The organism is Neobacillus novalis NBRC 102450, assembly GCF_001591805.1.
Lineage (GTDB): Bacteria > Bacillota > Bacilli > Bacillales > Cytobacillaceae > Neobacillus > Neobacillus novalis.
The window spans coordinates 167,687-190,893 of record NZ_BCVP01000004.1 but is presented as its reverse complement, the minus strand read 5'-3'; the positions used below and the strand labels follow the sequence as shown (position 1 = coordinate 190,893).

The following is a 23,207-nucleotide window of genomic DNA, read 5'->3' as shown; positions in this document are numbered from 1 at the left end:
TCCCATTTTTCGATAAAAAATATTTAATTTGACAAAAAATAAAAAAATTCAAATTATTTCAGTAAAAGTTATCTTGTTTATTTTGTATATAAAGGAACTGAAATCTCACGGTGGGAGAACTTTATTCTTAGAGAATCAAACTATTTACAAATACTATATTAAAATCCACCATCTAGTAACTGGAGAAATATATGTAAAACGGTTATGTGGTTTCGCGACATAGTGCGACTGAAAATTCACAATATTTATGCCTATAATAGACTTGCTTTGCCAAATCTATTAGGGGGTGTTAGTAGTTGAAGAAAAGAACATGGAAAAACGGTTTAGCAGTTTTAGCGACCAGTACAGCACTTGTTGCATCAACATTGTACACTGGTCTGGGCTCGCCTATTTTCGCTGAAACTGTAAAAGGGGAGTTAATTCCGCAAGAAGAAAGCTTCTCGGTTGTCTCACTTGAAATTCCTAACGAAGCCGCAGCTGAAAAAATCAGGGAGCTCGAAATCGATTTTGATCACGGGATCCATGAGCATGATGGAGTGTGGGAAGTAGAAGCAGTCGTTACTCCATCAGAGGTTAAGCTACTAGAGAAAAATGGAATCAAAGTGGCGGAAACATTAATGACGGAGCAAGTATGGCAAAAAAGAGTCAATGAAAGAAACAGAACGCTTCAACAGAATGCAGGCCTAGCTGCTCAAGAAGAAACGTTGCAAATTCTTCGTGCAAATCATTACAAGAACCAATCAGGAACCTTTCTTTACCTTGAAGCGAAATCCAGTGTTGGAGATGTAGCGGGAACAGTACTAACTGCTTATTGGAAAGAGAATGGCGTAGAAAAATCAGCAACATTAGCAAAAAGAAGTGATTATGGGGCGTATCTATACCACTATTTGGAACTGCCTATAACAAGCATACCTTCGACTGTTACAATTGTTAGTAATAAAGGGACATCTAGGACAAGTAATGTTACAGAATGGCTCGGCGGGGAAAAACCTGAACCGGGTGAGCATTACGTTTCTGGGTTTGTTGATCATTATATGGCTCCGACGGAAATAAACGCCAAAATGGATCAATTGGCAGCTGAATTTCCAGAACTTATGGATATTGTTGAAATGCCATATAAAACGAATGGCTACAGACGTCATGCACAGGCATTAATGGGAACAGTAACAAATACTGCTGTTTCTGTTACATCGAAAGCCTGGGGACATGAAGGGGGGAACGATATTGATGTCAGCTTCGTGAACCCTAATGCAGCAAATCGAAATCTTAATGTAATCAAGACAGGTAAAAAAATTGTTGTTCAATTGGCAACAGACTCATCTGGCAAGATTACAAGTACTGCTAAACAAGTTGTTGATGCACTTAATAAGGACGCGAGCGATCTTGTTACAGCAACAACATACCGTGGAAACGTCGGAAATGGAGTTGTTGGGGTATTATCAGCAAAATTAACGGATGGTCTCAAAGCTCCAGCAAATGTTTCCCGTGAGCCAATGACAGTTAGGGCATTCCGTATTGGTAAAGTTCGAGATGGTTCCAAACCGGGTGTACTTGGCTACTCTCAAGAACACGCTCGTGAGTGGGTTACACCACTTGTTTCTATGGAATCAGCCGAGCGCTTGCTAAGAAACTATGCTACTGACCCAGAAACGAGAAAACTTGTCGATAATCTTGATATTTTCATCGTTCCAACGGCAAACCCAGACGGTGCCAATTACAGTTTCTACGACTACAATATGCAGCGCAGAAACATGACAAACCACTGTGGACCAGAAGGATCTTCAGATTATAATGCCCGAAACAGCTGGGGTGTTGACCTTAACCGAAACCACTCTATTGGATCAATATTCGATGGTTATATCGGTGCTTCAACAAGCTGTACGAGTGACACATTTGCAGGTCCTTCTATAAACTCTGAGCCTGAAGCAAAAAACCTTGTATGGTTAGCGGATCAATTTGATAACCTTAAATTCGCAATGAATATCCATAGTAATGGCGGATACTTCATGTGGTCTCCTGGTGCATATGATGCAAATCGTGTAACACTGACTCGTCCAACAGCTGGGCAAGAAGCATTTTATTGGAAAGCATCCGACCATATCCTAAAGGTTATTAAGGATCACCGCGGAACTGTCATTAAACCAACTCGGACAGGCCCGATTCCTGATGTATTGTATTCCGCTGCAGGTAACTCTGCTGATTATTATTGGTATAAGAAAGGCATCTATGCTTGGAACTTTGAAGTAGGTGCAGATTTATGGAACGGTAAAAGTTGGGTATCTGTCGGATTCCAGCCTACTTATTCAGAAGGTCACCAAGAGGCGATGGAATTTGCAAACGGATTTATCGGATTGCTTGATGTTGCGTTAGAACAAGCTGGGGACAAGACAAACCCTGAATCAAAAGCGGTACCTGGAAGTGGAAGGTACACTAAACCTGTTGAGGTGGATATTGAAACAAGTGAACCGGCTACTGTTTATTACACATTAGACGGAACCCGTCCAACGTTTGATTCAGCGAAAATACAGCTTTCCGGAATTCGTGAGGGTGCTGAAAAGCTTAAAATTGCTGCCACAACAACGATTAAATACTTCTCCGTCGATGCGGCAGGGAATGTTGAAAATAATTACAATCCATCAGGCAACGATAAAAACTATAATTCTGCAACAATCACAATTGGCGGCGACCAAACCAAAGAGCCTGGCGCTACAGATTTAATAGCTCTTGTAAATCGCTTTGACAAAGAAGGCGGATTCACTAATAGTCTGGCTGTTCGTCAGTTAACAACACATTTAAGTGCATTAGAGGTGTATGAAAAACAAAAAGCTACTGACAAAATTGCAAAGCATCTGGAAACCTTTAAGACATTGCTTGACAGCCAAAAGAAAACTGGTGTGATTTCAGAAAAGGCATATAATTCTATCCTTGCCTACGCTGAATATTTAATTGCGAAGTGAGACACTAATTTTTACTCTAATTGAGCAATGGGTTTCGGAACAGTTTAATTAAACCGCTGGCAATCCGTCCTAGCTTTAGCCACTAGTGGACAAACTATCCCCTTGCGAAAGCATACCTTGTCGCAAGGGGGATAGAATTACGGATTTAACTCCTCAAATGGAATCTCAACCATGATGAGGGGACTAAAAAACACAAAAATTATGAGGGGGAATTTTAAATGGGTTTTAAGAAACGTTTGGGAATGGGCATTATGTCTGGAATGTTGGGTCTATCACTAATAGGTGGAGCTACATATGCTTACTTTAGTGATTCCGAAACAACAACAAATACGTTTGCAGCGGGGATATTGGATTTATCTGTAAACCCAACAGTGATCATTGATGTGGATAATCTTCAGCCTGGAGATTCCATGACCCGTACTTTTGAACTTATTAACAACGGTTCCCTTGATATAAAGAACGTGACATTGAAAACAGATAATACCGTAATTGATGCAAAAGGGGATAACACTGAAGACTTTGCTAAGCATATCCAAGTGGAGTTCTTATATAACCTTGATAAGTTAAATGAAGTAGTTTATGAAACAACATTAGCTGACTTGAAAAATATGACTCCTGATGCAATTGCGCAAAATATTTTCATCCCAATAATAGGAGAAAAAGGGCTTGCTGTTGGTTCTCTGGATGATCTTGTTGTCAAATTCAACTTTGTTGATAATAATTCAAATCAAAACCAATTCCAAGGTGACTCTTTAAATCTTAAATGGACATTTATTGCTAACCAAACAGATGGCAGACAGAGATAAGTTTGATTGAAAAAAAGGGTATTCACCGATAGTCTTGCTTTTTGGTGGAACCCTTTTCTCTATTAGTACATAGGGGCGTTAACTTCCGCTAATTGCAATGGAAAATCTGGTGAAAAGACAATGAGTAATCAGGGAAAACTAAAAAATAATAAAAAACCGAGAGTTTCCGCCCGTTTAATGTTTCTTCCCATATTGTGTTACACCAAAATAATCACTAGCTGCATATCCGTTGTATTTTACATCTAAATCATGAAATATTCTATGAACACGGATTAAGAACTTTACGTCCTTCTTTTCATTGGCAATTTCAAGTAATTCTTTAGCATTTAGGAAATCCACTTTTAAATCTTGATTCTCAACCCCATTAATTATTTGAGTTAGATTATTTTGGTACTCGTTATATTGATTTTGAAAAACAGCAAAACTAAACTTTTCACTTCTTCCCCAACACAGTGCATCATTCCAATATTCATGGTTGCTAGAGATGTATTTTCCAATAACCGCCTCATCTATATTCGATTGTTCAATATGTTGAACTGGCAGTTCTTTAGATGTCATCGTGCTATTCTTGATAAAAATCATTGCAGTTAAACCAATCACAATAACTAGGAAAAAAAGAATAGCAATAATGATCGGTTTACGTTTAATCATTCTCACCTCATTCGAAATAGACTGGCTTTTAAACTAGATTAGCAAATATTCCTGAGAAAGTCATTTATTAACCTTGAAAAAGTATAAGCATGGATACCCAATAACATTCGACAAAATTCGCAAAATCCTCTTGACGATTGTCAAAAAGGTATGTATTATTATAAAGGTCAGTTGGTTCATGGAATTGTCACTAATTCAAACTAATGCGGGTGTAGTTTACTGGTAAAACCTCAGCCTTCCAAGCTGATGTAGTGGGTTCGATTCCCATCACCCGCTCCATACATATTAACTAACGCAGTGTATCGTTACATAGGAGAACGATGCATTGCGTTTTTTCCTTTTCTAAATAAAAATGTAAGTATCCATGGTTCGAAGGTATTACCAAATAATATCCAATAAATGTCGTAAGTTTCGCAAAATAGGTAGTAAGTTCCCATAAATATGTCGTAATTGGAGGAAAATGCGTCGTAAATGGATTCTACTTCGACTTTTTTACAAATTTTCAGTGGAAAAGAACTACGAAGACCACTTCACAGTGCCCGTGAAGTGAAAAAAACTCATGGTTCGGGCACTCTGAAAGGTTCACAGTGCCCATGGAAGCGAAAAAACTCATGGTTCGGGCACTCTGAAAGGTTCACAGTGCCCATGGAAGCGAAAAAACTCATGGTTCGGTCACTCTGAAGGGTTCACAGTGCCCATGGAGGCGAAAAAACTCATGGTTCGGGCACTCTGAGGGGATCTCGCTGAGCCCGAACAAGCGTAAAAAATCTTCCCCATGGAAACCCAAATTAGAGTAATTCAAAAGATTCTTTTACGACGGACTCGGCGGATATTGTGACCGTGTTTAGGCAAAAATCACTAGGACGGTCACAATAAGTAGTTTATTAGGTTTGAATCCACGGAATCACTTTTGCGCGCTCCGCCCCTTCCTAAAATAAGATGCCTTAGTGGCACCCAAGAATACGATAGGAAGCTTCACCGCCATGTATTTGCGTAAACATGTTCATTAACGACTCGGTCAGTTTATTAGCATTTTCCAAATCGGTTGAGGGTCTTAAATAAATGATCTGCAAAGCATTTTTCGTTTCATACGTTACAGGGGTTCTATTAGAATCGACAAAAGGACTTCCAAATGGCCCTGTTAAGTCAGAAGAAACAATGAGTCGCTCCAAGGTATTTTTTCTCCCATTTAATCCTGTGTACTCCTCGCCTTCATTACCAATGCGTATTTCCACTAATCCTTTTAACAGATCAAGATCGTAGATTCCAATCGGTACTTGATATTGCAGCGAGAAAAAATTATTGATATCAATGGCACTTTGAACGGAAGGAAGATAATTTTGCTTTTGTACTCTTCGAAATAATGCTTCAACAGAAGGACGATACCGATTTGGGTCTTTACCAGTCTTTTTAAAAATGCCCCGCCATTCCTGTATACCAGGAATGTCTGTAACCTTATTGCCCTCCAAATCAAAATAAATCGACTCTTGAAAAAGCTGCAGCCTTCCTCTGAGCATTTGTGGTGATTCCCCAACCATGATATTTCTGTATTCAATAACCCCTAGCTTAAAATCGGGAATTTGCTCGATTATTTCCGATGAAAGTTGAACTTCCAACGATTCCACCTCCAAAATTGATTGAAAATAGTTTATCATAAATAGGTGTGCTACTAATAATATAACAACTTTAATAGATGAACTAAATTGGAAAGGGGGTTAAAACGGTGGATGTAAAACAGCTAAAACAAGAACTTATTGCTTATAGTAAAGAAATCGGAATTGATAAAATTGGCTTTACTACTGCTGATCCATTCACCGAATTGAAAAACCGGTTAATAAGACAGCAGGAACTTGGCTATCAATCAGGGTTTGAAGAACCGGATATTGATAAAAGGGTGACCCCTGGATTACTTCTTGAGGAGCCACGCTCAATCATCTCGATTGCACTCGCTTATCCCTCCAAAATGACTGTCCGTGTGGAAGGGAAAAAAGGAGAACGAAGGGGAATTTTCAGCCGGGCATCATGGGGGCTTGATTATCATCATATCCTTAGAGACAGGCTGAAAAAGCTGGAAGAATTCATCAACACCAAGGCGCCAGATGCGCGGGTGAAATCAATGGTCGATACAGGGGAGCTTTCTGACCGTGCTGTTGCCGAAAGAGCGGGAATTGGCTGGAGCGGGAAAAATTGTGCGATTATAACCCCTGAATTCGGTTCTTATGTTTACATTGGCGAAATGATAACCAGCTTGCCATTTGCGCCGGATACGCCGATTGAGGATCAATGCGGGTCATGCACAAAGTGTTTGGAGGCTTGTCCGACATCTGCTTTAGTGCAGGGCGGACAAATTAATGCCCAGCGTTGTATTTCCTTTTTAACGCAAACGAAAGGATTCATTCCTGATGAATTTAGAGATAAGATTGGCAACCGTGTCTATGGATGCGATTCCTGTCAAACGGCTTGTCCGCACAATAAAGGGAAGAACTTTCATTTCCATGATGAAATGGAACCAGATTCAGAAGTGGCCAAACCATTATTGAAGCCGATATTAAAATTAAGTAACCGTGAATTCAAAAATCAGTTTGGCTATGTATCAGGATCCTGGAGAGGGAAGAAGCCGATTCAACGGAATGCCATCATGGCACTTGCCCATTTTAAGGATGAAACAGCTGTCCCTGATTTAATTGAGGTTCTAGAAAATGAAGCCAGTCCCGTATCAAGAGGCACGGCTGCCTGGGCACTTGGAAAAATTGGCGGCGAAACGGCTTTATTCGCTCTAAAAAGCGCGCTAACACGAGAATCGGATAAAGATGTGCTTACTGAAATCGAAAAAGGATTAAAATTTTACAGGTGAAAAAAGTGCGAACATCATGTTTCGCACTTTTTTGATTTTAAAATCTCCTTTCTATCATATGTATGAAATGAGAGGAGTGGAAGGCTATGAATAAATCGTTTCAGGAGCTATTTGAAACAAGGGTTAATCAATTTGTCTCTGATAAAAGAAGTCACAAGGCTTTTTTTCCAAAGGCTGAAAAAAAACAACAGGCGTTTGCCAAGCGATCCGCCGAAATTGTAAAAGTAAAAGCAGCCGGAAGGATCATCGAGGAATCTGACGAAGAAGAATTTCAAGCCGTCAAATACCTTGCCCATTATCAATACTTAATAAAACAAAAGGGTATCCTTTATATGGAAGAAGAAGTAGAAATAAGAGTGGCCAAGTTTTATAAAGACGCGTTAGTTTTGGATGAGGAAATGAATCCAGTAGAGGTTCAAGAACACGATGCGATCACTGCTATACCTGATTTTGAGATGAATGAGGAGCGGTTAAGCTATCAATATAATCGCTTAAGGGCGGTGCAATATGCGGAACGCTGGTGGAATAGCTATAATCCTGCTTTTAAAAAGTTTGAAAATGATTGTACGAACTTCATCTCTCAATGTCTGCGAGCAGGAGGGGCACCGATGAGAGGATTTCCGAACCGAGGGAGTGGCTGGTGGCTGCAAAATAAAAACTGGAGCTATAGCTGGACTATGGCCCATTCATTGCGTCAGTATTTGGCTAATTCAAAAAGCGGTCTAAGGGCTAGGGAAGTCAGCGGTCCAGACCAGTTGTTACTTGGAGATGTCATTTGCTACGATTTTGAAGGGGACGGCCGATTCAATCATAATACAATTGTTACGGGCAGGGATGCTAACGGGGAGCCATTAGTTAATGCCCATACTTATAATAGCCGGATGAGGTACTGGGCCTATGAGGATTCTTCTGCCTATACTCCAAATATCAAATATAAGTTCTTTACCATAGTCGAAGAATAAATGGTTTGTCCTTGAACGGATGAAGGAAAGTGGTATAATTGCTGTTAGAGTTTTTATAATTGTCTAGCTCCTACGCCCTAGCGGCTAGTGTCCTTCGCTCTCCGCCCTACGATAAGTCAACATCGGTTCGCTTGCGCTCACCGTGTTTCCTTTATCTCAGTTGGAGCGCTCCAGGCCATACGCCGCTGAACAGGGCGCTTGCGCTTTTCTATGAGGTGAAATTCGTGTCCATTCATGTAGTTTTATATCAACCACAAATTCCTTCTAATACGGGGAACATTGCCCGTACCTGTGCCGGAACTGATACAACATTGCACTTAATTCGGCCATTAGGCTTTTCAACGGATGATAAGATGTTAAAAAGAGCTGGATTGGATTATTGGCAATATGTAAACATCATTTATTATGATTCCTTAGATGAATTTTATGAAAAAAATGCTGGTGGTCAATTTTTCTATCTAACGAAATTCGGGAATAAGCCACATAGTACCTTTGATTATAGTGACCCAAGCAAAGAGTATTATTTTATCTTTGGCCGGGAAACAACCGGCCTCCCAAAAGACGTTATTGAAAAGAATAAAGACGTTGCTCTAAGGATTCCGATGACCGATCATATTCGTTCCTTAAATTTATCTAATACGGCGGCCATTCTTATTTACGAGGCACTGCGCCAGCAAAACTATGCTCATCTAACCTAACGAAAAAGCTGCCTGATTACGGCAGCTTTTTTCGTACTTATTTAGTTGAGCCTGGCTTATCATTATAACCTGCCGTAAAGATTGCTGCTAAGAATGCAATCATTACTAAAATAACGATGAAAGTGTTCATTTTATGTATTGCCCCCTTCGTTATACAACTTTTCATTATTGATGTATATATATTTTTATTATAGCCTAACTTTCAAAAATGAAAAGGGCAAGATTCTTTTATGATGCAAAAAAGATAGACAGTAACTCATCTTGGTCAAGCATGTTCAAGTCTATAAGTGCATAGAGTATATTAATCGTCTCTGATTAAGCTACAGGGGAGGGTATAAATGGATATTTTAAAAAAAATCGAGATGTTTCGCGAGGAAGAAGAAAAGCTCCGTTGGGAAGGATCGTTCGCTGATTATTTGCAGTTGTTGAAAGAGAAGCCATGGGTAGCACAATCTGCACATTCACGAGTTTATAATATGCTTAAGGACGCTGGAATTACCGAAGAAAAAGGGACGAAGCAGTATGAATTCTTTAGCAACCAATTATTTGGATTAGAGGAATCACTTGAGCGGCTAGTTGAAGAATACTTTCATCCGGCAGCAAAAAGACTGGATGTTAGAAAGCGGATTTTACTGTTAATGGGTCCGGTAAGCGGGGGGAAGTCCACTCTTGTCACGATGTTAAAAAGAGGTCTTGAAGCTTACTCGCTCACAGATAGAGGCTCTGTTTTTGCTATTAAAGGATGCCCGATGCATGAGGATCCGCTTCACCTTATACCACATCATTTGCGCAAGGATTTCCATGATGAGTATGGGATTCGGATTGAAGGCAATCTTTCACCGTTGAACATGATGCGGCTTGAGCAGGAATATGGTGGTCGAATTGAGGACGTTTTAGTCGAACGAATCTTCTTCTCAGAAGATAAACGAACAGGGATTGGTACGTTTAGTCCATCTGATCCGAAATCACAGGATATTGCTGACTTAACAGGAAGTATTGATTTTTCAACAATTGCGGAGTTTGGATCGGAATCAGACCCAAGGGCCTACCGCTTTGATGGGGAGCTTAATAAAGCGAACCGGGGGATGATGGAGTTCCAGGAGATGTTAAAATGTGATGAGAAATTCCTCTGGCATTTGCTGTCTCTAACACAAGAAGGGAACTTTAAAGCTGGCAGGTTTGCGCTAATAAGTGCAGATGAACTAATCGTCGCGCACACGAACGAAACAGAATATCGCTCCTTTATTTCTAATAAGAAAAATGAAGCACTCCATTCACGGATTATTGTTATGCCAATTCCCTATAATTTAAAGGCTTCTCAAGAAGAGAGAATTTATGAAAAAATGATTAACGAAAGTGATGTATCTGATGTTCACATTGCCCCGCATACGTTAAAGGTGGCCGCGATGTTTACCATTCTTACGCGACTTAAGGAACCGAAAAAAGGCGATGTTGATTTATTGAAGAAAATGCGTCTCTATGACGGCGAAAGCGTGGAAGGCTTTAATATGGCAGACGTTGATGAACTGAAAAAAGAATACCCTGATGAAGGCATGAGCGGGATTGACCCGCGTTATGTGATAAACCGAATTTCATCCACTATCATTCGAAAAGAAGTACCTTCCATTAATGCTTTGGATGTATTAAGGTCTCTCAAAGACGGGCTAGATCAACATCCGTCAATAACTGCTGAGCTGCGGGAACGCTATATGAATTATATCTCACTAGCACGGAAAGAGTATGATAATATTGCCAAGAATGAGGTCCAAAAAGCGTTTGTCTACTCGTATGAAGAGTCGGCAAAAACATTAATGGATAATTATCTGGACAATGTTGAGGCCTATTGCAATAAATCAAAGCTTCGTGACCAGTTAACTGGGGAAGAAATCAATCCGGATGAAAAACTAATGCGTTCGATTGAGGAACAAATTGGTATTTCTGAAAACGCCAAGAAAGCCTTCAGGGAAGAGGTATTAATTAGAATTTCAGCCTTTGCAAGAAAAGGTAAGCGCTTTGACTATAACTCCCATGACCGCCTGCGTGAGGCGATTCAGAAGAAGCTGTTTGCTGATTTAAAAGATGTAGTGAAGATTACCACTTCATCAAAAACCCCTGACGAACAGCAGTTGAAGAAGATCAATAATGTCGTTGCCCGGTTAATTGACGAACATGGCTACAACTCGACCTCAGCAAATGAATTGTTGAGGTATGTCGGAAGCTTATTAAATCGATAATCGAGAATTTAAATAGTGAGGACTGGCAGAACGAATCTGTCAGTCCTATTTTTTCTAATTGATGAAAAAAGGTAAACCTGTCCAATTTTAGTAGGCAAAAAACCAATTGTCGAAATTATTTGTAAATTATTCTGCGTTTCTGCATAGGATAAAGTAATCTATATTTTATCTAATTTTTTCACTCGGGTTATTGTATGTTTGTGATTCAAAAGTGTGCAGTTTGAATTTGAATAATTTGATAAGGAGGGGTTTACATTGTCAGTTAATAACCATCAATTTGTCATTTCTAGAGAAGATTGGTCCCTCCACCGTAAAGGCCACGATGACCAGCAGCGGCATCAGGAAAAAGTCCAGGAGGCAATTCGCAACAATCTTCCAGACTTAATTACAGAAGAGAGCATAATTATGTCTAATGGCCGAGATGTGGTAAAAATTCCAATACGTTCATTGGACGAATATAAAATTCGTTATAATTATGACAAAAACAAGCACGTGGGCCAGGGGAACGGTGACAGTCAAGTCGGGGACGTAGTGGCGCGTGACGGTTCAAGCGGGCAGAAAGGTCCCGGCAAAGGCCAAGGAGCAGGGGATCAAGCCGGTGAGGATTATTTTGAAGCAGAAGTGTCATTAATGGAGCTTGAGGAAGCATTATTTAAACAATTAGAGCTTCCGAATCTTAAAAGAAAAGAAGAGCAAGAACATTTAGTTGAAAACATTGAATTCAACGATATCCGCAAAACAGGTTTAATGGGGAATATTGATAAGAAACGGACGATGATGTCTGCTTTTAAACGGAATGCCATGAGTGGAAAACCGGCATTTCACCCGATTTATAAGGATGATTTGAAATTCAAAACTTGGAATGAAATCGTGAAACCAGATTCGAAAGCAGTCGTCATTGCGATGATGGATACTAGTGGATCTATGGGTATTTGGGAAAAATACATGGCGCGCAGCTTTTTCTTTTGGATGACCCGTTTCTTGAGAACAAAGTATGAAACGGTTGAAATTGAGTTCATTGCCCACCATACGGAAGCGAAAGTTGTTTCTGAGGAAGACTTCTTTTCGAAAGGAGAAAGCGGTGGAACGATTTGTTCATCCGCATACCGCAAAGCCCTGGAGATTATTGATGCCAAATATAGCCCACGAAAGTTCAACATTTACCCATTCCACTTTTCAGATGGTGATAATCTCACATCGGATAATGCCCGCTGTGTGAAATTAGTCGAAGAATTAATGAAGGTATCAAATATGTTTGGCTATGGCGAGGTCAATCAGTATAACCGCCATTCAACTCTAATGTCTGCTTACAAGAACATTAAGGATGAAAATTTCCGCTATTATATTCTCAAACAAAAAGCAGATGTATTTCATGCGATGAAGAGCTTCTTTCAAAAAGAAGAAACAAGTTTGTATGCGTAGAATAAAAGAAAAATCGGCGGGTGCCTGACACCCGTCGATTTTTCTTTGTGAAACAATTGGTATAGACTACTATACACTGCTAATGTTAAGATTAAGCCATAACCCGAAAGGATGTAATGAGGATGACTTCGAATGGTATTCCTATTTTACTTAAAGGAATTCAAGTTTATACAGAAGAAAATATGATTGAAAATGGATATGTGAGAATAAACGGCCAAAAAATAATCGAAATAGGATCAATCGATCAGCTAACAAGTGAAGATGAATGTGAAGTGATTGAACTTCCAGCCCGCTTTAAAGCAATTCCAGGCTTTATCGATGTTCATATTCATGGGGTTAATGGAGCCGATACAATGGATGCTACAAAGGAAGCGCTTGATACCATGACCGCAGCCCTCCCTAAAGAAGGAACAACTAGCTTTTTAGCGACAACGATTACGCAAGAAGGGAAACAAATTGAAAGGGCATTAATAAATGCCGGACAATATATCGAAGGGCAGCAATCTCCGGGCAAAGCAGAAATACTTGGTCTGCATCTAGAAGGACCATTTGTGAACGCTAAAAGAGCAGGGGCACAGCCAATCCAGCATATCATCGACCCAGACCTTGCCTTATTTAAGGAGTGGCAGGAACTGACTAAGGGAAATATTAAACTTGTCACCTTAGCACCTGAACGACCTGGGGGGTTAGAAATGATTCGTTTTTTAAAGAAAGAGGGAATCATTGCCTCGATTGGTCATACAGATGCAACCTTTGAAGAGGTAAACGAAGCGATTGAGGCTGGTGCAAACCACGTTACCCATCTCTTTAATCAAATGAGGGGGTTACATCACCGTGAGCCTGGTGTTGTTGGGGCTGTATTTCTGCATGATGAATTAATTGCTGAAATCATTGTCGATGGGGTCCATGTTCATCCGGAAATGGTCAAGCTCGCTTACAAACAAAAGCGGAGCGAGGGATTAATCTTAATTACAGATTCCATGCGGGCAAAATGCTTGAAAAACGGCAAATATGACCTCGGCGGTCAAGAGGTCACCGTAAAAGATGGTAAGGCCGTACTTGATGACGGAACACTTGCTGGAAGCATTTTAAAGCTTGGACATGCTGTCAAAAATACTTTGTCCTATACAGGCTGTTCTCTTGTGGATGCCATTCAAATGGCATCTGTGAACCCTGCAAAACAATTGAATATTTATGACCGGAAAGGCAGTATTGCAGTAGGGAAAGATGCAGATATCGTTATTATCGATGACAATATGGAGGTCTACATGACCATTTGCCGCGGATTAGCTGCTTTTAGAAAGGAAGAAACTAAATGAAAATGATCGAAGTAGAAAATTATCAGCAAATGAGTGAAAAGGCTGCTGAATATATAATCGACAAGGTAACTAATGTTCCAAGCATGAAACTTGGCCTAGCCACAGGCGGGACACCAGTTGGTACTTATAAACATTTAATTGAAGATTATCAAAAGAACGGTACGTCTTATCGTAACGTAACAACATTTAATTTAGACGAATACATCGGACTATCAGGTGAAAATAAAAATAGTTACCGCTATTACATGAATGACATGTTTTTCAATCATATTGATATTAACAAAGGGAAAACACATATCCCTCAAGGGGATGTTAGTGATATTCAAAAGGAATGTCTTCGCTATGAAGAATTAATTGCAGAAAATGGGGGAATTGATTTACAAATCCTTGGAATTGGCGGCAATGGCCATATTGGATTTAATGAACCAGGGACATCCTTTCATTCCAAGACACATATTGTCGATTTAGCTCCATCTACAATCGAAGCAAACGCAAGATTCTTTAATCAATTGGAGGAAGTTCCTACTAAGGCAATAACGATGGGGATTTCAACCATTATGAAAAGTAAAGAAATTCTTCTCCTCGTTTCCGGGGAAAGTAAAAAAGAAGCGCTTGATAAACTAATCAACGGTCCTGTCGATGAAAGTTTTCCTGCCTCTATTTTGAAAAATCATCCACGTGTTACAATCATTGCGGATAAAGCGGCAGTTGCTAATTAACAGGGTAATGATGAGGATTTGATACCTTAAATAATAAGATAATTCAATTCCCGTAACTAACGGGTTTAGTTAGAAAGGTGTACAAGGAGAATGATTAATAAGAATTCCCCCATTCCGCTTTATTATCAACTGGAAGAAAATATTAAAGAGTTAATTGAAAAAGGCGAGTTAAGACCTGGAGATTCATTGCCAGCAGAAAGAGAATATGCAGAAAAATATCAAATTAGCCGGATGACAGTAAGACAGGCCTTCACTCAGTTAGTGAATGAGGGATATTTGCATCGAATCCAAGGAAAAGGAACTTTTGTCTCTGAACGGAAAATTGAACAGCCGCTTCAAGGTTTGACAAGTTTTACGGAAGATATGAAAGCCAGGGGTTTGGAGCCAGGGAGCGAACTGATTCACTTAAAAATTATTCCGGCACCATGTCAGATTGCCGGGCAGCTATCTATTTCTGAAGATGATCCAGTCTATGATATTAAACGAATTCGCTTAGCGGATGGGGTACCAATGGCCTTAGAAACTAATTATATTTCAGCGAATCTCATTATTGGAATTACCGAACAAATTGTGAACCAATCTTTATACGCGCATATTGAAAATCAATTAAAGCTTAGCATTGATAGCGCCACACAAATTATCGAGTCTTCAATTGCTAGTCAAGACGAGGCAAAATATTTAAAAATTTCTAAAGGGGCACCAGTATTGCTAATCCAGAGAAATTCATTTCTAAAAGATGGAACCCCAGTTGAATTTGTGAAATCAGTCTACCGTGCGGACCGTTACAAATTTATGATTCAGATGAGACGGTCGAAGTGAAATTGGCCTAAAAGACGTTTATTACCATTAATACTTTCTCCTGAAAAAATGAAAAATAAGAAAGCAAGAGAGACTTTTTTGCAAAAGGAGGAAGTACGATTGATAAAAAAACCTGTTGGTGTCTTATTAACAGCGATTCTCACAGTGGGACTTGCAGCTTGTAATAACAACGATAAAAATAATCTTAATGAACATACTGACAATAGGATAGGGATGAACACAAACCGAAACAATCCTATTGATGTTCGTTATAATAACGGAAATGACGATAATGGACCATTAACTGTGAATGATCGTTATCGAGGACGGGATGATTTAAATCTGTTTAATGTGAAAGATAATAACAGAAAAAACGATGATATGATTTCAGCTTATCAAACAACCATGAACAGTGACCAATATCCTCATACAAGGGCTGTGTTAATAAAAGATGCGAAATATCAGTTTATTACCATGGATTCAAGAAAAGGAAATTGGTTTCAGTCAGGGGTAGATCAACAAGTTCCATCGGATTATCAGCGGCAAAGACCAACAACCAAAACACCGGTACAACCTAATGTGCCGCAGCAGACACAACCAGCACCAAATCAAACACAGCCGACACCGGCAGTACCAGATCAAACACAACCAATACCGGCAGCACCAAAGCAAACACAACCAGCACCAGCAGCACCAAAGCAACCTGGACAGACACAATCTAACGCACCAGCGACTGGAACGGTTAGTCAATTTGTCCAACAAGTCATCGATTTAACAAATACACAGCGAAGTAAAAATGGCCTTCCGGCGTTAAAAGCAGATATTCAGTTAAACAGTGTTGCGCAAAAGAAAGCACTAGATATGCAGCAAAACCATTATTTTTCACATACTAGTCCAACTTATGGCTCCCCGTTCGACATGATGAGGGATTTTGGCGTGACATATAAATCAGCGGGCGAAAATATTGCTCAGGGCCAACGCTCGCCTCAAGAAGTGGTAACTGCTTGGATGAATAGTGAAGGACATCGCAAAAATATTCTCAGCGCAAATTATACTCATATAGGGGTAGGATTTGAAGAGGCAGGAAAACACTGGTCACAAATGTTTATTGGGAAATAATCGGATAAATTTCTGTTGGGAATTTATATAAAAAGAACCGACGGTTGAATGATAACCACCGTCGGTTCTTAATTGTTTTTGCTGATTTTAATAGCAGGAAATTCAAAATAAAAAGTTGTACCTACACCCATTTCACTTTCTACTTGTGCAGTACCATCCATGGCACGGACAATACTATAAACAACCATCATTCCGAGGCCGGTACCATTTTTCCCTTTTGTTGAATAAAAAGGCTCCCCTAGTCGTTCAAGTTGTTCTTTAGACATTCCGCTTCCCGTATCCCTGACAATAATCGTAACATAATTCTGATTATATTCGGTTGAAATTGTTAAATAACCTCCATTTGGCATTGCTTCAATCGCATTTTTCATCACATTGACAAAGCATTGGCGAAACGCTTGAGGGTCTCCGGTTATAAAACCAATGATTGAAAAATCCGTTATTATTTCGACCGAATTTTTATTAGCTAATGGCTGAAGAAGATTAATTATTTGCCTGAGTTCACTCTTTACATAAATCTCCTTGGACATCTCAATTGAGGGCTTGGCAAAGGTCAAATAATCTTGAATAACCCGTTCAGCTGAACGCAATTCTTCTCTTACGATGGACAGATACTCTTTTCTTTTTTGCCTTGAAAGATAATCATCTTCGAGCAGCTGGACAAATCCGCTCGCGGCTGTTAGTGGATTTCGAATCTCATGAGAAATGGCAGCTCCCATTTGTTCAACAGCTTTTAACTTCTCTGCTTTAATTAACTGCTGCTTTATTTCTATATTTTCTTTAAAATATTCAATTGAATAGGAAATAATCCCGATTCCGCCTGCAGGGATAACAAGGTAAGCAAACCAGGCATCCAGCCAATAGGAGTTGCTATTCTCTAATTCCATCCCGAAAACTGTAAGAGCTCCAATTCCCATGCCCAAACAAACAGAAATAAAAATACGGCGGAGCGGGAGTTGCTTTAAAAACCAAGGGTATAACCGCCATGCTGCAATCGAAAATGGAACATAAAGAATGATTGATTGATAAAAGCCATCATTTAATCCATAGAAACTTCTGATGACAATAGTTGCCACCACAAGAATAGGACCAATTCCGAGGTAAAGAGCGCCAATGACTAATGGAATACTCCTTAAATCATACCTGGCATAAGAAATCGGATTATATGAAAATTGTATACAGATCCATATCATGACGAAAAAAAATAATATAATAGAGGATTTAGACAAGGTGAATTTTTTATTTTTTTCGAGAAAGATAAAGCAAAAAAATAATAGTATGATTAATATGGAGAGATTTAAGAAAAGGTGTTTTGTAATTTCCATTAACATCACCATCCAGTAAGGGCCCGATAGGGAAATTTTACATGTATTTTCAACAAGATACAACAGAATTTGCATAATAATTAGAGAAAACCTATCAAACGGCACTTCGCCCTTTTTTTAAAGGAGGGATCGTAAACAACAATCCCCCCTGAACTTTATTAATAGGTTGTGATGGAATTTCGGCCATTAGATTTAGATAAATAAAGGGCGGAATCAGCCATTTTGATTAACTCCTGCGGTTTTGCTGATGATGTTGGAACGGTGGTAGCAAGACCAATACTTAGTGTCACGATATCAGCAATTTCTGAGCTGCTGTGAGGAATTCTAAGTGACTGAATGGTCTCCTGAATGTGCTGGGCCACTTTCATACCATCTTTTGTATTGGCAGAAGGTAAGATTAGAGCAAATTCCTCCCCGCCATAACGACAAAAAGTATAATCTGAGTTAACGCTAATTTGACTTTTAATGGCTCCGGCAATGGATTGCAAGCAAAAATCTCCAGTAAGATGACCGTAGGTATCATTGTATTTTTTAAAGTAATCAATATCGAACATGATTAAGGTAATTGGAGAAGTTGATGAAATCGAATTGGCCCATTCATTCGCAAGCGTTTCGTCAAAATATCTTCTATTTGAGATACCTGTTAAACCATCCATATAGGAAAGGCGATTTAGCAGTTCATTAGCCTCTTGTAATTTTTGTTCAGTTAATTTCCGTTCGGTAATATTTCTTGAAACGATAATGACCTTTTTGCTGCCGTCTTCTTCGAAGTGGACACTCTTTAGCGTCGATTCAATCCAAACATAGTCACCCAAACTTGAACGATACCTGTAGGTTGATCCAGCAACACCCTCATGGAGTGCCTTTTCAAACATTTCATTCGTACGTTCAATATCATCGGGATGGATAAAATTCTCCATCTTTTTTCCTAGTAATTCTGGATATTCATAATGGATGATTTCTTTTACTGCCGGAGAAATATAAATATACTCTGCCTTTTCATTGTGCATCGTAATCATGTCACTAGAATATTCAGCAATTAACCGAAAACGTTCTTCCGTTTCTTTTAATTTATATTGTGCTTCATTTGAATCCACAACGAATACAAAAAAGTGATACGCTATAAAACCACCAATTAATGAAATAAGATAATGAATGGTTAAAAGAGTTTTAAGGGTATGTAAATCATCAATTTTAATAAAAAAGATGATTGATAGAATTAACAAAGCGCAAAGATTCATAACAAAGGCCTTTAATGTGCGAGAAAGCCGAAGCGGTGATATCGCACCACAAACGAGTCCAATTAATAATGCCCCAATTGATGGGAGGATGGCCGCATGACTAAAACCAAAAAGGATTATTCTCCCAATTGCAATAATAACAGATGCAATGATTGCCGGAATAAATCCGCCAAATGAGGCTGCAATAACGATAGCCAAGTGGCGTAAGTCAGCAATGCTTCCGGAATTTATTTGGATACTAAACAACATTAGAATATTACCAAGAACCCCGAAAAAAATTCCCCATAAAAGCTTAGATGATAAAGGTGAGGAAAAGCGTAAAGGCTTATCTTTAAATAACACTCCCATCATTGAGAAGGAAGCAATTAAAAGGGTAGCATTTGAAACAAAATCTCTTAACATGTAAATTCTCCTGAAATCAAATTGAAGTGCTTTTGGTATTGTGCAAGACTAATTTCCTTAATTGAGTAAAGCATTCCAATTATACTATGAATTTGATATTTATGACAAAGAAAGAAATAATTCGAAATAAAATAACGGCTGCCAGTAATTTGGCAGCCGAACGTTTATCTCCATTTAATCTCCTGCAGTAATTCCTGTCTAAATAATTGAATTAAAAATTCATTATAAAAGTCTTTTCTTACGATGATTTGATACTTATTGTTGGGATGGATGTAATAATGGATATCGGTTAAGATTTTATTGTCTTCAAAAAACTCGCGAACTTTTATAAGTCTTTTCTTTAACTCACTATCAAATAATGTAATCAAGAATTCAATATCATCCCCATTAGCTGTTTCCTTCAGTTCGAGAAGCTTTTCGTCATATTTATAAGCTACGTTCATCGTTCTCCTCCTAAATTAAATACCTAAAGTAGATGTACACCGTACAAATGATGATGGAAAGAATCATTAATGGAAAGGCGATTAATAGGAATTTACCAAACGTAATCGAATGACCTTCCTTCGCGGCAAGCCCTGCAACAATCACGTTAGCACTGGCCCCAATTAACGTACCGTTACCGCCCAAGCAGGCACCCAGTGATAAACTCCACCATAGTGGTTCTAAATTACTGACTCCAAGTTCCCCCATATCTTTAATCATTGGAATCATTGTAGCGACAAACGGTATATTATCAATAAATGCGGAGGCAATCGCACTAACCCATAGTATTAAAATCGCTGTCGATTTTACATCTCCTCCGGTAAGGTGAACGGAGTAATCTGCTAATTTTGAAATAACCCCAGTTTCAATCAATCCCGAGACAAGAACGAAAAGACCGATAAAGAAGAATATGGTTGTCCATTCAACCTTTAAAAATGCCTTATCCAAATATTTTTCACCGGTTAAGAGAAGTAACAGAAAAGCCCCAGTTAATGCCACGGTTGCCGACTCAATGTGAAGCAGTTGATGCAGAAAGAAGCCTAAGATAGTGACAGTAAGAGCAATTAAAGACTTCCTTAAAAGGGTTTTATCCGTAATTTCTTCTTTTTCATCCATATCCATAAGGTTTGCCATTAACTCGGCAGATGTCCGAAGCTGTTTTCGGTAAATGAAAGCCAATATTGCGATATTAACAAATAGGATAAAGAATGAAATAGCCGTTAGATTGTTGATGAACGCCATAAAGGTTAGCTCTTTTACCGCACTGCCGAGCATAATATTCGGCGGGTCACCGATAAGTGTAGAGGTTCCCCCAATATTTGAAGCAATAACCTCAGTTATTAAAAAAGGGATCGGATTCACTCGTAATTGTCTGGTGATGCTGAAGGTAACCGGAACCATTAATAGAACTGTTGTGACATTATCTAAAAAGGCAGAACCAAGGGCGGTTATAATTCCTAAGACCACTAATATTTTTAATGGATCTCCTTTCACTTTTTTAGCTGCCCATATTGCTATGTATTTGAACAGACCTGTCTCGGCGGTAATAGCGACAATAATCATCATTCCAGTCAGTAATCCAAGTGTATTAAAATCAATATGTTGGAGTGCCTTTTCCTGCCCGATAATCCCTAGTAACACCATCATGATTCCACCGGCCATGGCAATTATGGTGCGGTGAATTTTTTCAGTGACGATAAAGGCATAAGTGATAAGAAATACGCCGATTGCGATGATAGCTTGCGTTGACATTTACCGACCTCTTCTCCCGAGAATTTATATAGTGTCTTAAAAAAATACAAAAGGAGCCCGTTTTGACAGACTCCACCATAAATCACCATTTATTGATGTATCTTTATTTTATTAAACTCTTCTTTAGATGTAAAGAAATAATTTTTCTGAAAATTAAGTCGAAATTATAGGCCTATTTTTCTGATAAAATCCACTGTTTCTTCATGCTCTCGTTTTACTAATTTGAATAACCGTTTATCTCTCTTAACAAGGGGCAATCCGTTATCATCGGCAATTGGTCTTGTTTGGGATGTACCTTCTAAGACTTTCCACTTACCTGCTCTATGTTCCATCTGAAGGTCAATAATCCCAAGCCGGTTACCAAAGGCACCAGCCATCACAACAGGTTTACCATTGATTGCACCTGATTCCAAATTAGTATTAGGCAGGTTTTGAAAAATGGGTCCAGGGAAGGTGCTATGCGAATGTCCAGCAAGTATTGCGTCAATTTCGGGAATCTGTGTTAAATAATAGACAGCATTTTCGGTGTCGGGGCGATAGGCTTCATTACTAATACCAGTGTGGGCAAGAGCAATGATAATATCTGCCCCATCAGCCTTCATGACGGGCACAAATTCCTTCGCTGCATCTACAATTGGTTTGGCAAAGACTTTTCCATCAAGATTGGCTCGGTCCCAGCTCATAATTTGTGTGGGCATAAAACCGATTACGCCAATTTTTAATTCATGGTGACGCCCTGATAAGTCAACCACATTCCTTTTAAGAATGACATAGGGAGCAAAGTAAGGCTTATTCTTTTTTACGGAAAAGACATTGGCATTGACAGCAGGCATTTTCGCACCTTTTAAGGCTGTATTTAAGAATTTTAACCCATAGTTGAATTCGTGATTCCCAATGGCAATAGCATCATAGTTTAGATAGTTAAAGGCTCGATAAACCGGATGTACCTTTCCTTTTTGCATCCCCCTGATTCTAGCTAAATACTCTCCAAGTGGATTTCCCTTTAAATGGTCGCCGACATCAAATAATAACGTATTCATTGCTTCGCTTCTTGCCTGGTGGATAAGTGTGGCTGTTTTGACGAGACCAACTCGCTGATTTGTCTTTGTCTGATAATAATCATAATTAACTAAATCTGCATGCAAATCTGTCGTTTCAAGAATTCTCAATTCAACTATTCCTTGATTATTTTCGACTGCATGCGAAAGAGTAGGGAATAAGTGCCAAAAAAGAATGATTGTAATGAGTCGAAAAGCAATTCTTTTTTTAAGCAATATGATGACCTCCATGATGAACTTTCTTTTAAAGTAATGGTAGTATTTGCTCTTTTTCAAGAATTATTAGGGAGGTTCTGATTTGGCGATTGATTCGGAAATAGATTGATTTTGTTATGGACAGAAAGTTGTCAAAAACATATGAATAAATAATGAACTAATACGTTTTTTAAACTATCCGTAGTGAAAAATATTTATAATGTAGCTATATTAATGAGGAGGGTAACAGTATGAATATTACAACCATCATTGAATTAGAGAATCAGGAAGTAGAACATATTGCAGGGGCTAAATTAGTGTTTGCCCAAGAACAAATTGAAGAGAATATCATTGAAACTTGTGTGGAATGTTTTCAGTTGGAAGATTCAACAGAAACGGTCACAACCGAAGATGCAATGCAACGGGTATTTGATCGGTTACAGCAAAGGGGAGTTATTCCTCCAAACGTAGAGGATTTTTCATATGAAATGCCATCTTGTGAACGTCTAAAAAGAAAGACAGATAGCGAAGCAGAGCTGCCGCAAAAAGTAATTCTCTCATTTATGTCATAAGGGAAGTTCCTCGGAACTTCTTTTTGTGCATTTTCTGAATTGCAGTGTGACATTAGTCAAAGAGATTTATCGATAAGTATTTTATAATGATTGATGGAAATGGGATTTTTTCCAATTCGAAATAATGCAAACGCTTTCAGT

19 protein-coding genes and 1 tRNA gene are annotated in these 23,207 nt (G+C 38.9%); 13 read left to right on the top strand and 7 right to left on the bottom strand.

The window, feature by feature from the left end; all coding sequences use genetic code 11:
- The first annotated feature begins 296 nt into the window (after positions 1-296).
- Positions 297-2,957 (top strand): M14 family metallopeptidase, encoded by a 2,661-nt coding sequence (locus BANVL01_RS03225; protein ID WP_066083903.1) that lies wholly within the window; start codon positions 297-299, stop codon positions 2,955-2,957.
- 218 nt (positions 2,958-3,175) lie between these two features.
- On the top strand, positions 3,176-3,763 hold the full coding sequence (locus tag BANVL01_RS03220; protein WP_066083906.1) for a CalY family protein: 588 nt from the start codon (positions 3,176-3,178) through the stop codon (positions 3,761-3,763).
- 174 nt (positions 3,764-3,937) lie between these two features.
- On the opposite strand, the gene BANVL01_RS03215 is transcribed toward BANVL01_RS03220, so the two are convergent.
- Positions 3,938-4,414 carry a hypothetical protein gene (locus BANVL01_RS03215; protein ID WP_066083907.1) on the bottom strand — a complete coding sequence of 159 codons (477 nt, stop codon included), beginning with the start codon at positions 4,412-4,414 and terminating at the stop codon, positions 3,938-3,940.
- 205 nt (positions 4,415-4,619) lie between these two features.
- On the opposite strand from BANVL01_RS03215, the gene BANVL01_RS03210 reads away from it, so the two are divergent.
- Positions 4,620-4,693 (top strand) — tRNA-Gly (locus tag BANVL01_RS03210).
- A 665-nt stretch (positions 4,694-5,358) separates the two neighbouring features.
- Here the strand turns inward: BANVL01_RS03210 and BANVL01_RS03200 are convergent.
- Entirely contained in the window at positions 5,359-6,030 is a 672-nt protein-coding gene (locus tag BANVL01_RS03200; RefSeq protein ID WP_066083911.1) for a B3/B4 domain-containing protein, read from the bottom strand.
- 107 nt (positions 6,031-6,137) lie between these two features.
- Here BANVL01_RS03200 and queG point away from each other — a divergent pair, with 107 nt between their 5' ends.
- The 9 genes from queG to BANVL01_RS03155 all read left to right on the top strand — a co-directional run bounded on the left by queG (position 6,138) and on the right by BANVL01_RS03155 (position 16,539).
- Positions 6,138-7,268: a tRNA epoxyqueuosine(34) reductase QueG gene (gene queG / locus BANVL01_RS03195; RefSeq protein WP_066083913.1), complete on the top strand. Its 1,131-nt coding sequence runs from the start codon at positions 6,138-6,140 to the stop codon at positions 7,266-7,268.
- An 86-nt stretch (positions 7,269-7,354) separates the two neighbouring features.
- Positions 7,355-8,230, top strand: a complete 876-nt coding sequence (locus BANVL01_RS03190; protein WP_066083918.1) for an amidase domain-containing protein — start codon at positions 7,355-7,357, stop codon at positions 8,228-8,230.
- A gap of 224 nt (positions 8,231-8,454) precedes the next feature.
- Positions 8,455-8,928: a tRNA (uridine(34)/cytosine(34)/5-carboxymethylaminomethyluridine(34)-2'-O)-methyltransferase TrmL gene (trmL, locus tag BANVL01_RS03185; protein ID WP_066083921.1), complete on the top strand. Its 474-nt coding sequence runs from the start codon at positions 8,455-8,457 to the stop codon at positions 8,926-8,928.
- A gap of 338 nt (positions 8,929-9,266) precedes the next feature.
- Positions 9,267-11,162 (top strand): PrkA family serine protein kinase, encoded by a 1,896-nt coding sequence (locus BANVL01_RS03180; protein WP_066083922.1) that lies wholly within the window; start codon positions 9,267-9,269, stop codon positions 11,160-11,162.
- Positions 11,163-11,417: 255 nt separating this feature from the next.
- Positions 11,418-12,584: a sporulation protein YhbH gene (yhbH, locus tag BANVL01_RS03175; RefSeq protein ID WP_066083925.1), complete on the top strand. Its 1,167-nt coding sequence runs from the start codon at positions 11,418-11,420 to the stop codon at positions 12,582-12,584.
- Between the two features lie 122 nt (positions 12,585-12,706).
- Positions 12,707-13,903, top strand: coding sequence for an N-acetylglucosamine-6-phosphate deacetylase (nagA, locus tag BANVL01_RS03170; RefSeq protein ID WP_066083927.1), 1,197 nt, complete (start codon positions 12,707-12,709; stop codon positions 13,901-13,903).
- Entirely contained in the window at positions 13,900-14,622 is a 723-nt protein-coding gene (gene nagB / locus BANVL01_RS03165) for a glucosamine-6-phosphate deaminase (protein WP_066083931.1), read from the top strand. The genes nagA and nagB overlap by 4 nt, the downstream gene beginning before the upstream one ends.
- 90 nt (positions 14,623-14,712) lie before the next feature.
- A complete protein-coding gene (gene phnF / locus BANVL01_RS03160) occupies positions 14,713-15,441 on the top strand; it encodes a phosphonate metabolism transcriptional regulator PhnF (protein WP_066083934.1) in 729 nt (242 codons plus the stop codon).
- A 99-nt stretch (positions 15,442-15,540) separates the two neighbouring features.
- Positions 15,541-16,539 (top strand): CAP domain-containing protein, encoded by a 999-nt coding sequence (locus tag BANVL01_RS03155; RefSeq protein ID WP_235845473.1) that lies wholly within the window; start codon positions 15,541-15,543, stop codon positions 16,537-16,539.
- A gap of 68 nt (positions 16,540-16,607) precedes the next feature.
- On the opposite strand, the gene BANVL01_RS03150 is transcribed toward BANVL01_RS03155, so the two are convergent.
- The 5 genes from BANVL01_RS03150 to BANVL01_RS03130 all read right to left on the bottom strand — a co-directional run bounded on the left by BANVL01_RS03150 (position 16,608) and on the right by BANVL01_RS03130 (position 22,515).
- Positions 16,608-17,732 carry an ATP-binding protein gene (locus BANVL01_RS03150; protein ID WP_342342301.1) on the bottom strand — a complete coding sequence of 375 codons (1,125 nt, stop codon included), beginning with the start codon at positions 17,730-17,732 and terminating at the stop codon, positions 16,608-16,610.
- A gap of 290 nt (positions 17,733-18,022) precedes the next feature.
- Positions 18,023-19,507 carry a diguanylate cyclase domain-containing protein gene (locus BANVL01_RS03145; RefSeq protein ID WP_066083940.1) on the bottom strand — a complete coding sequence of 495 codons (1,485 nt, stop codon included), beginning with the start codon at positions 19,505-19,507 and terminating at the stop codon, positions 18,023-18,025.
- A gap of 164 nt (positions 19,508-19,671) precedes the next feature.
- Positions 19,672-19,950 (bottom strand): hypothetical protein, encoded by a 279-nt coding sequence (locus BANVL01_RS03140; protein ID WP_066083943.1) that lies wholly within the window; start codon positions 19,948-19,950, stop codon positions 19,672-19,674.
- 10 nt (positions 19,951-19,960) lie between these two features.
- Positions 19,961-21,241: an ArsB/NhaD family transporter gene (locus BANVL01_RS03135; protein ID WP_066083946.1), complete on the bottom strand. Its 1,281-nt coding sequence runs from the start codon at positions 21,239-21,241 to the stop codon at positions 19,961-19,963.
- Between the two features lie 164 nt (positions 21,242-21,405).
- Positions 21,406-22,515 (bottom strand): metallophosphoesterase, encoded by a 1,110-nt coding sequence (locus tag BANVL01_RS03130; RefSeq protein WP_066083949.1) that lies wholly within the window; start codon positions 22,513-22,515, stop codon positions 21,406-21,408.
- A 230-nt stretch (positions 22,516-22,745) separates the two neighbouring features.
- On the opposite strand from BANVL01_RS03130, the gene BANVL01_RS03125 reads away from it, so the two are divergent.
- Entirely contained in the window at positions 22,746-23,066 is a 321-nt protein-coding gene (locus BANVL01_RS03125; RefSeq protein ID WP_066083951.1) for a hypothetical protein, read from the top strand.
- Positions 23,067-23,207 lie beyond the last annotated feature (141 nt).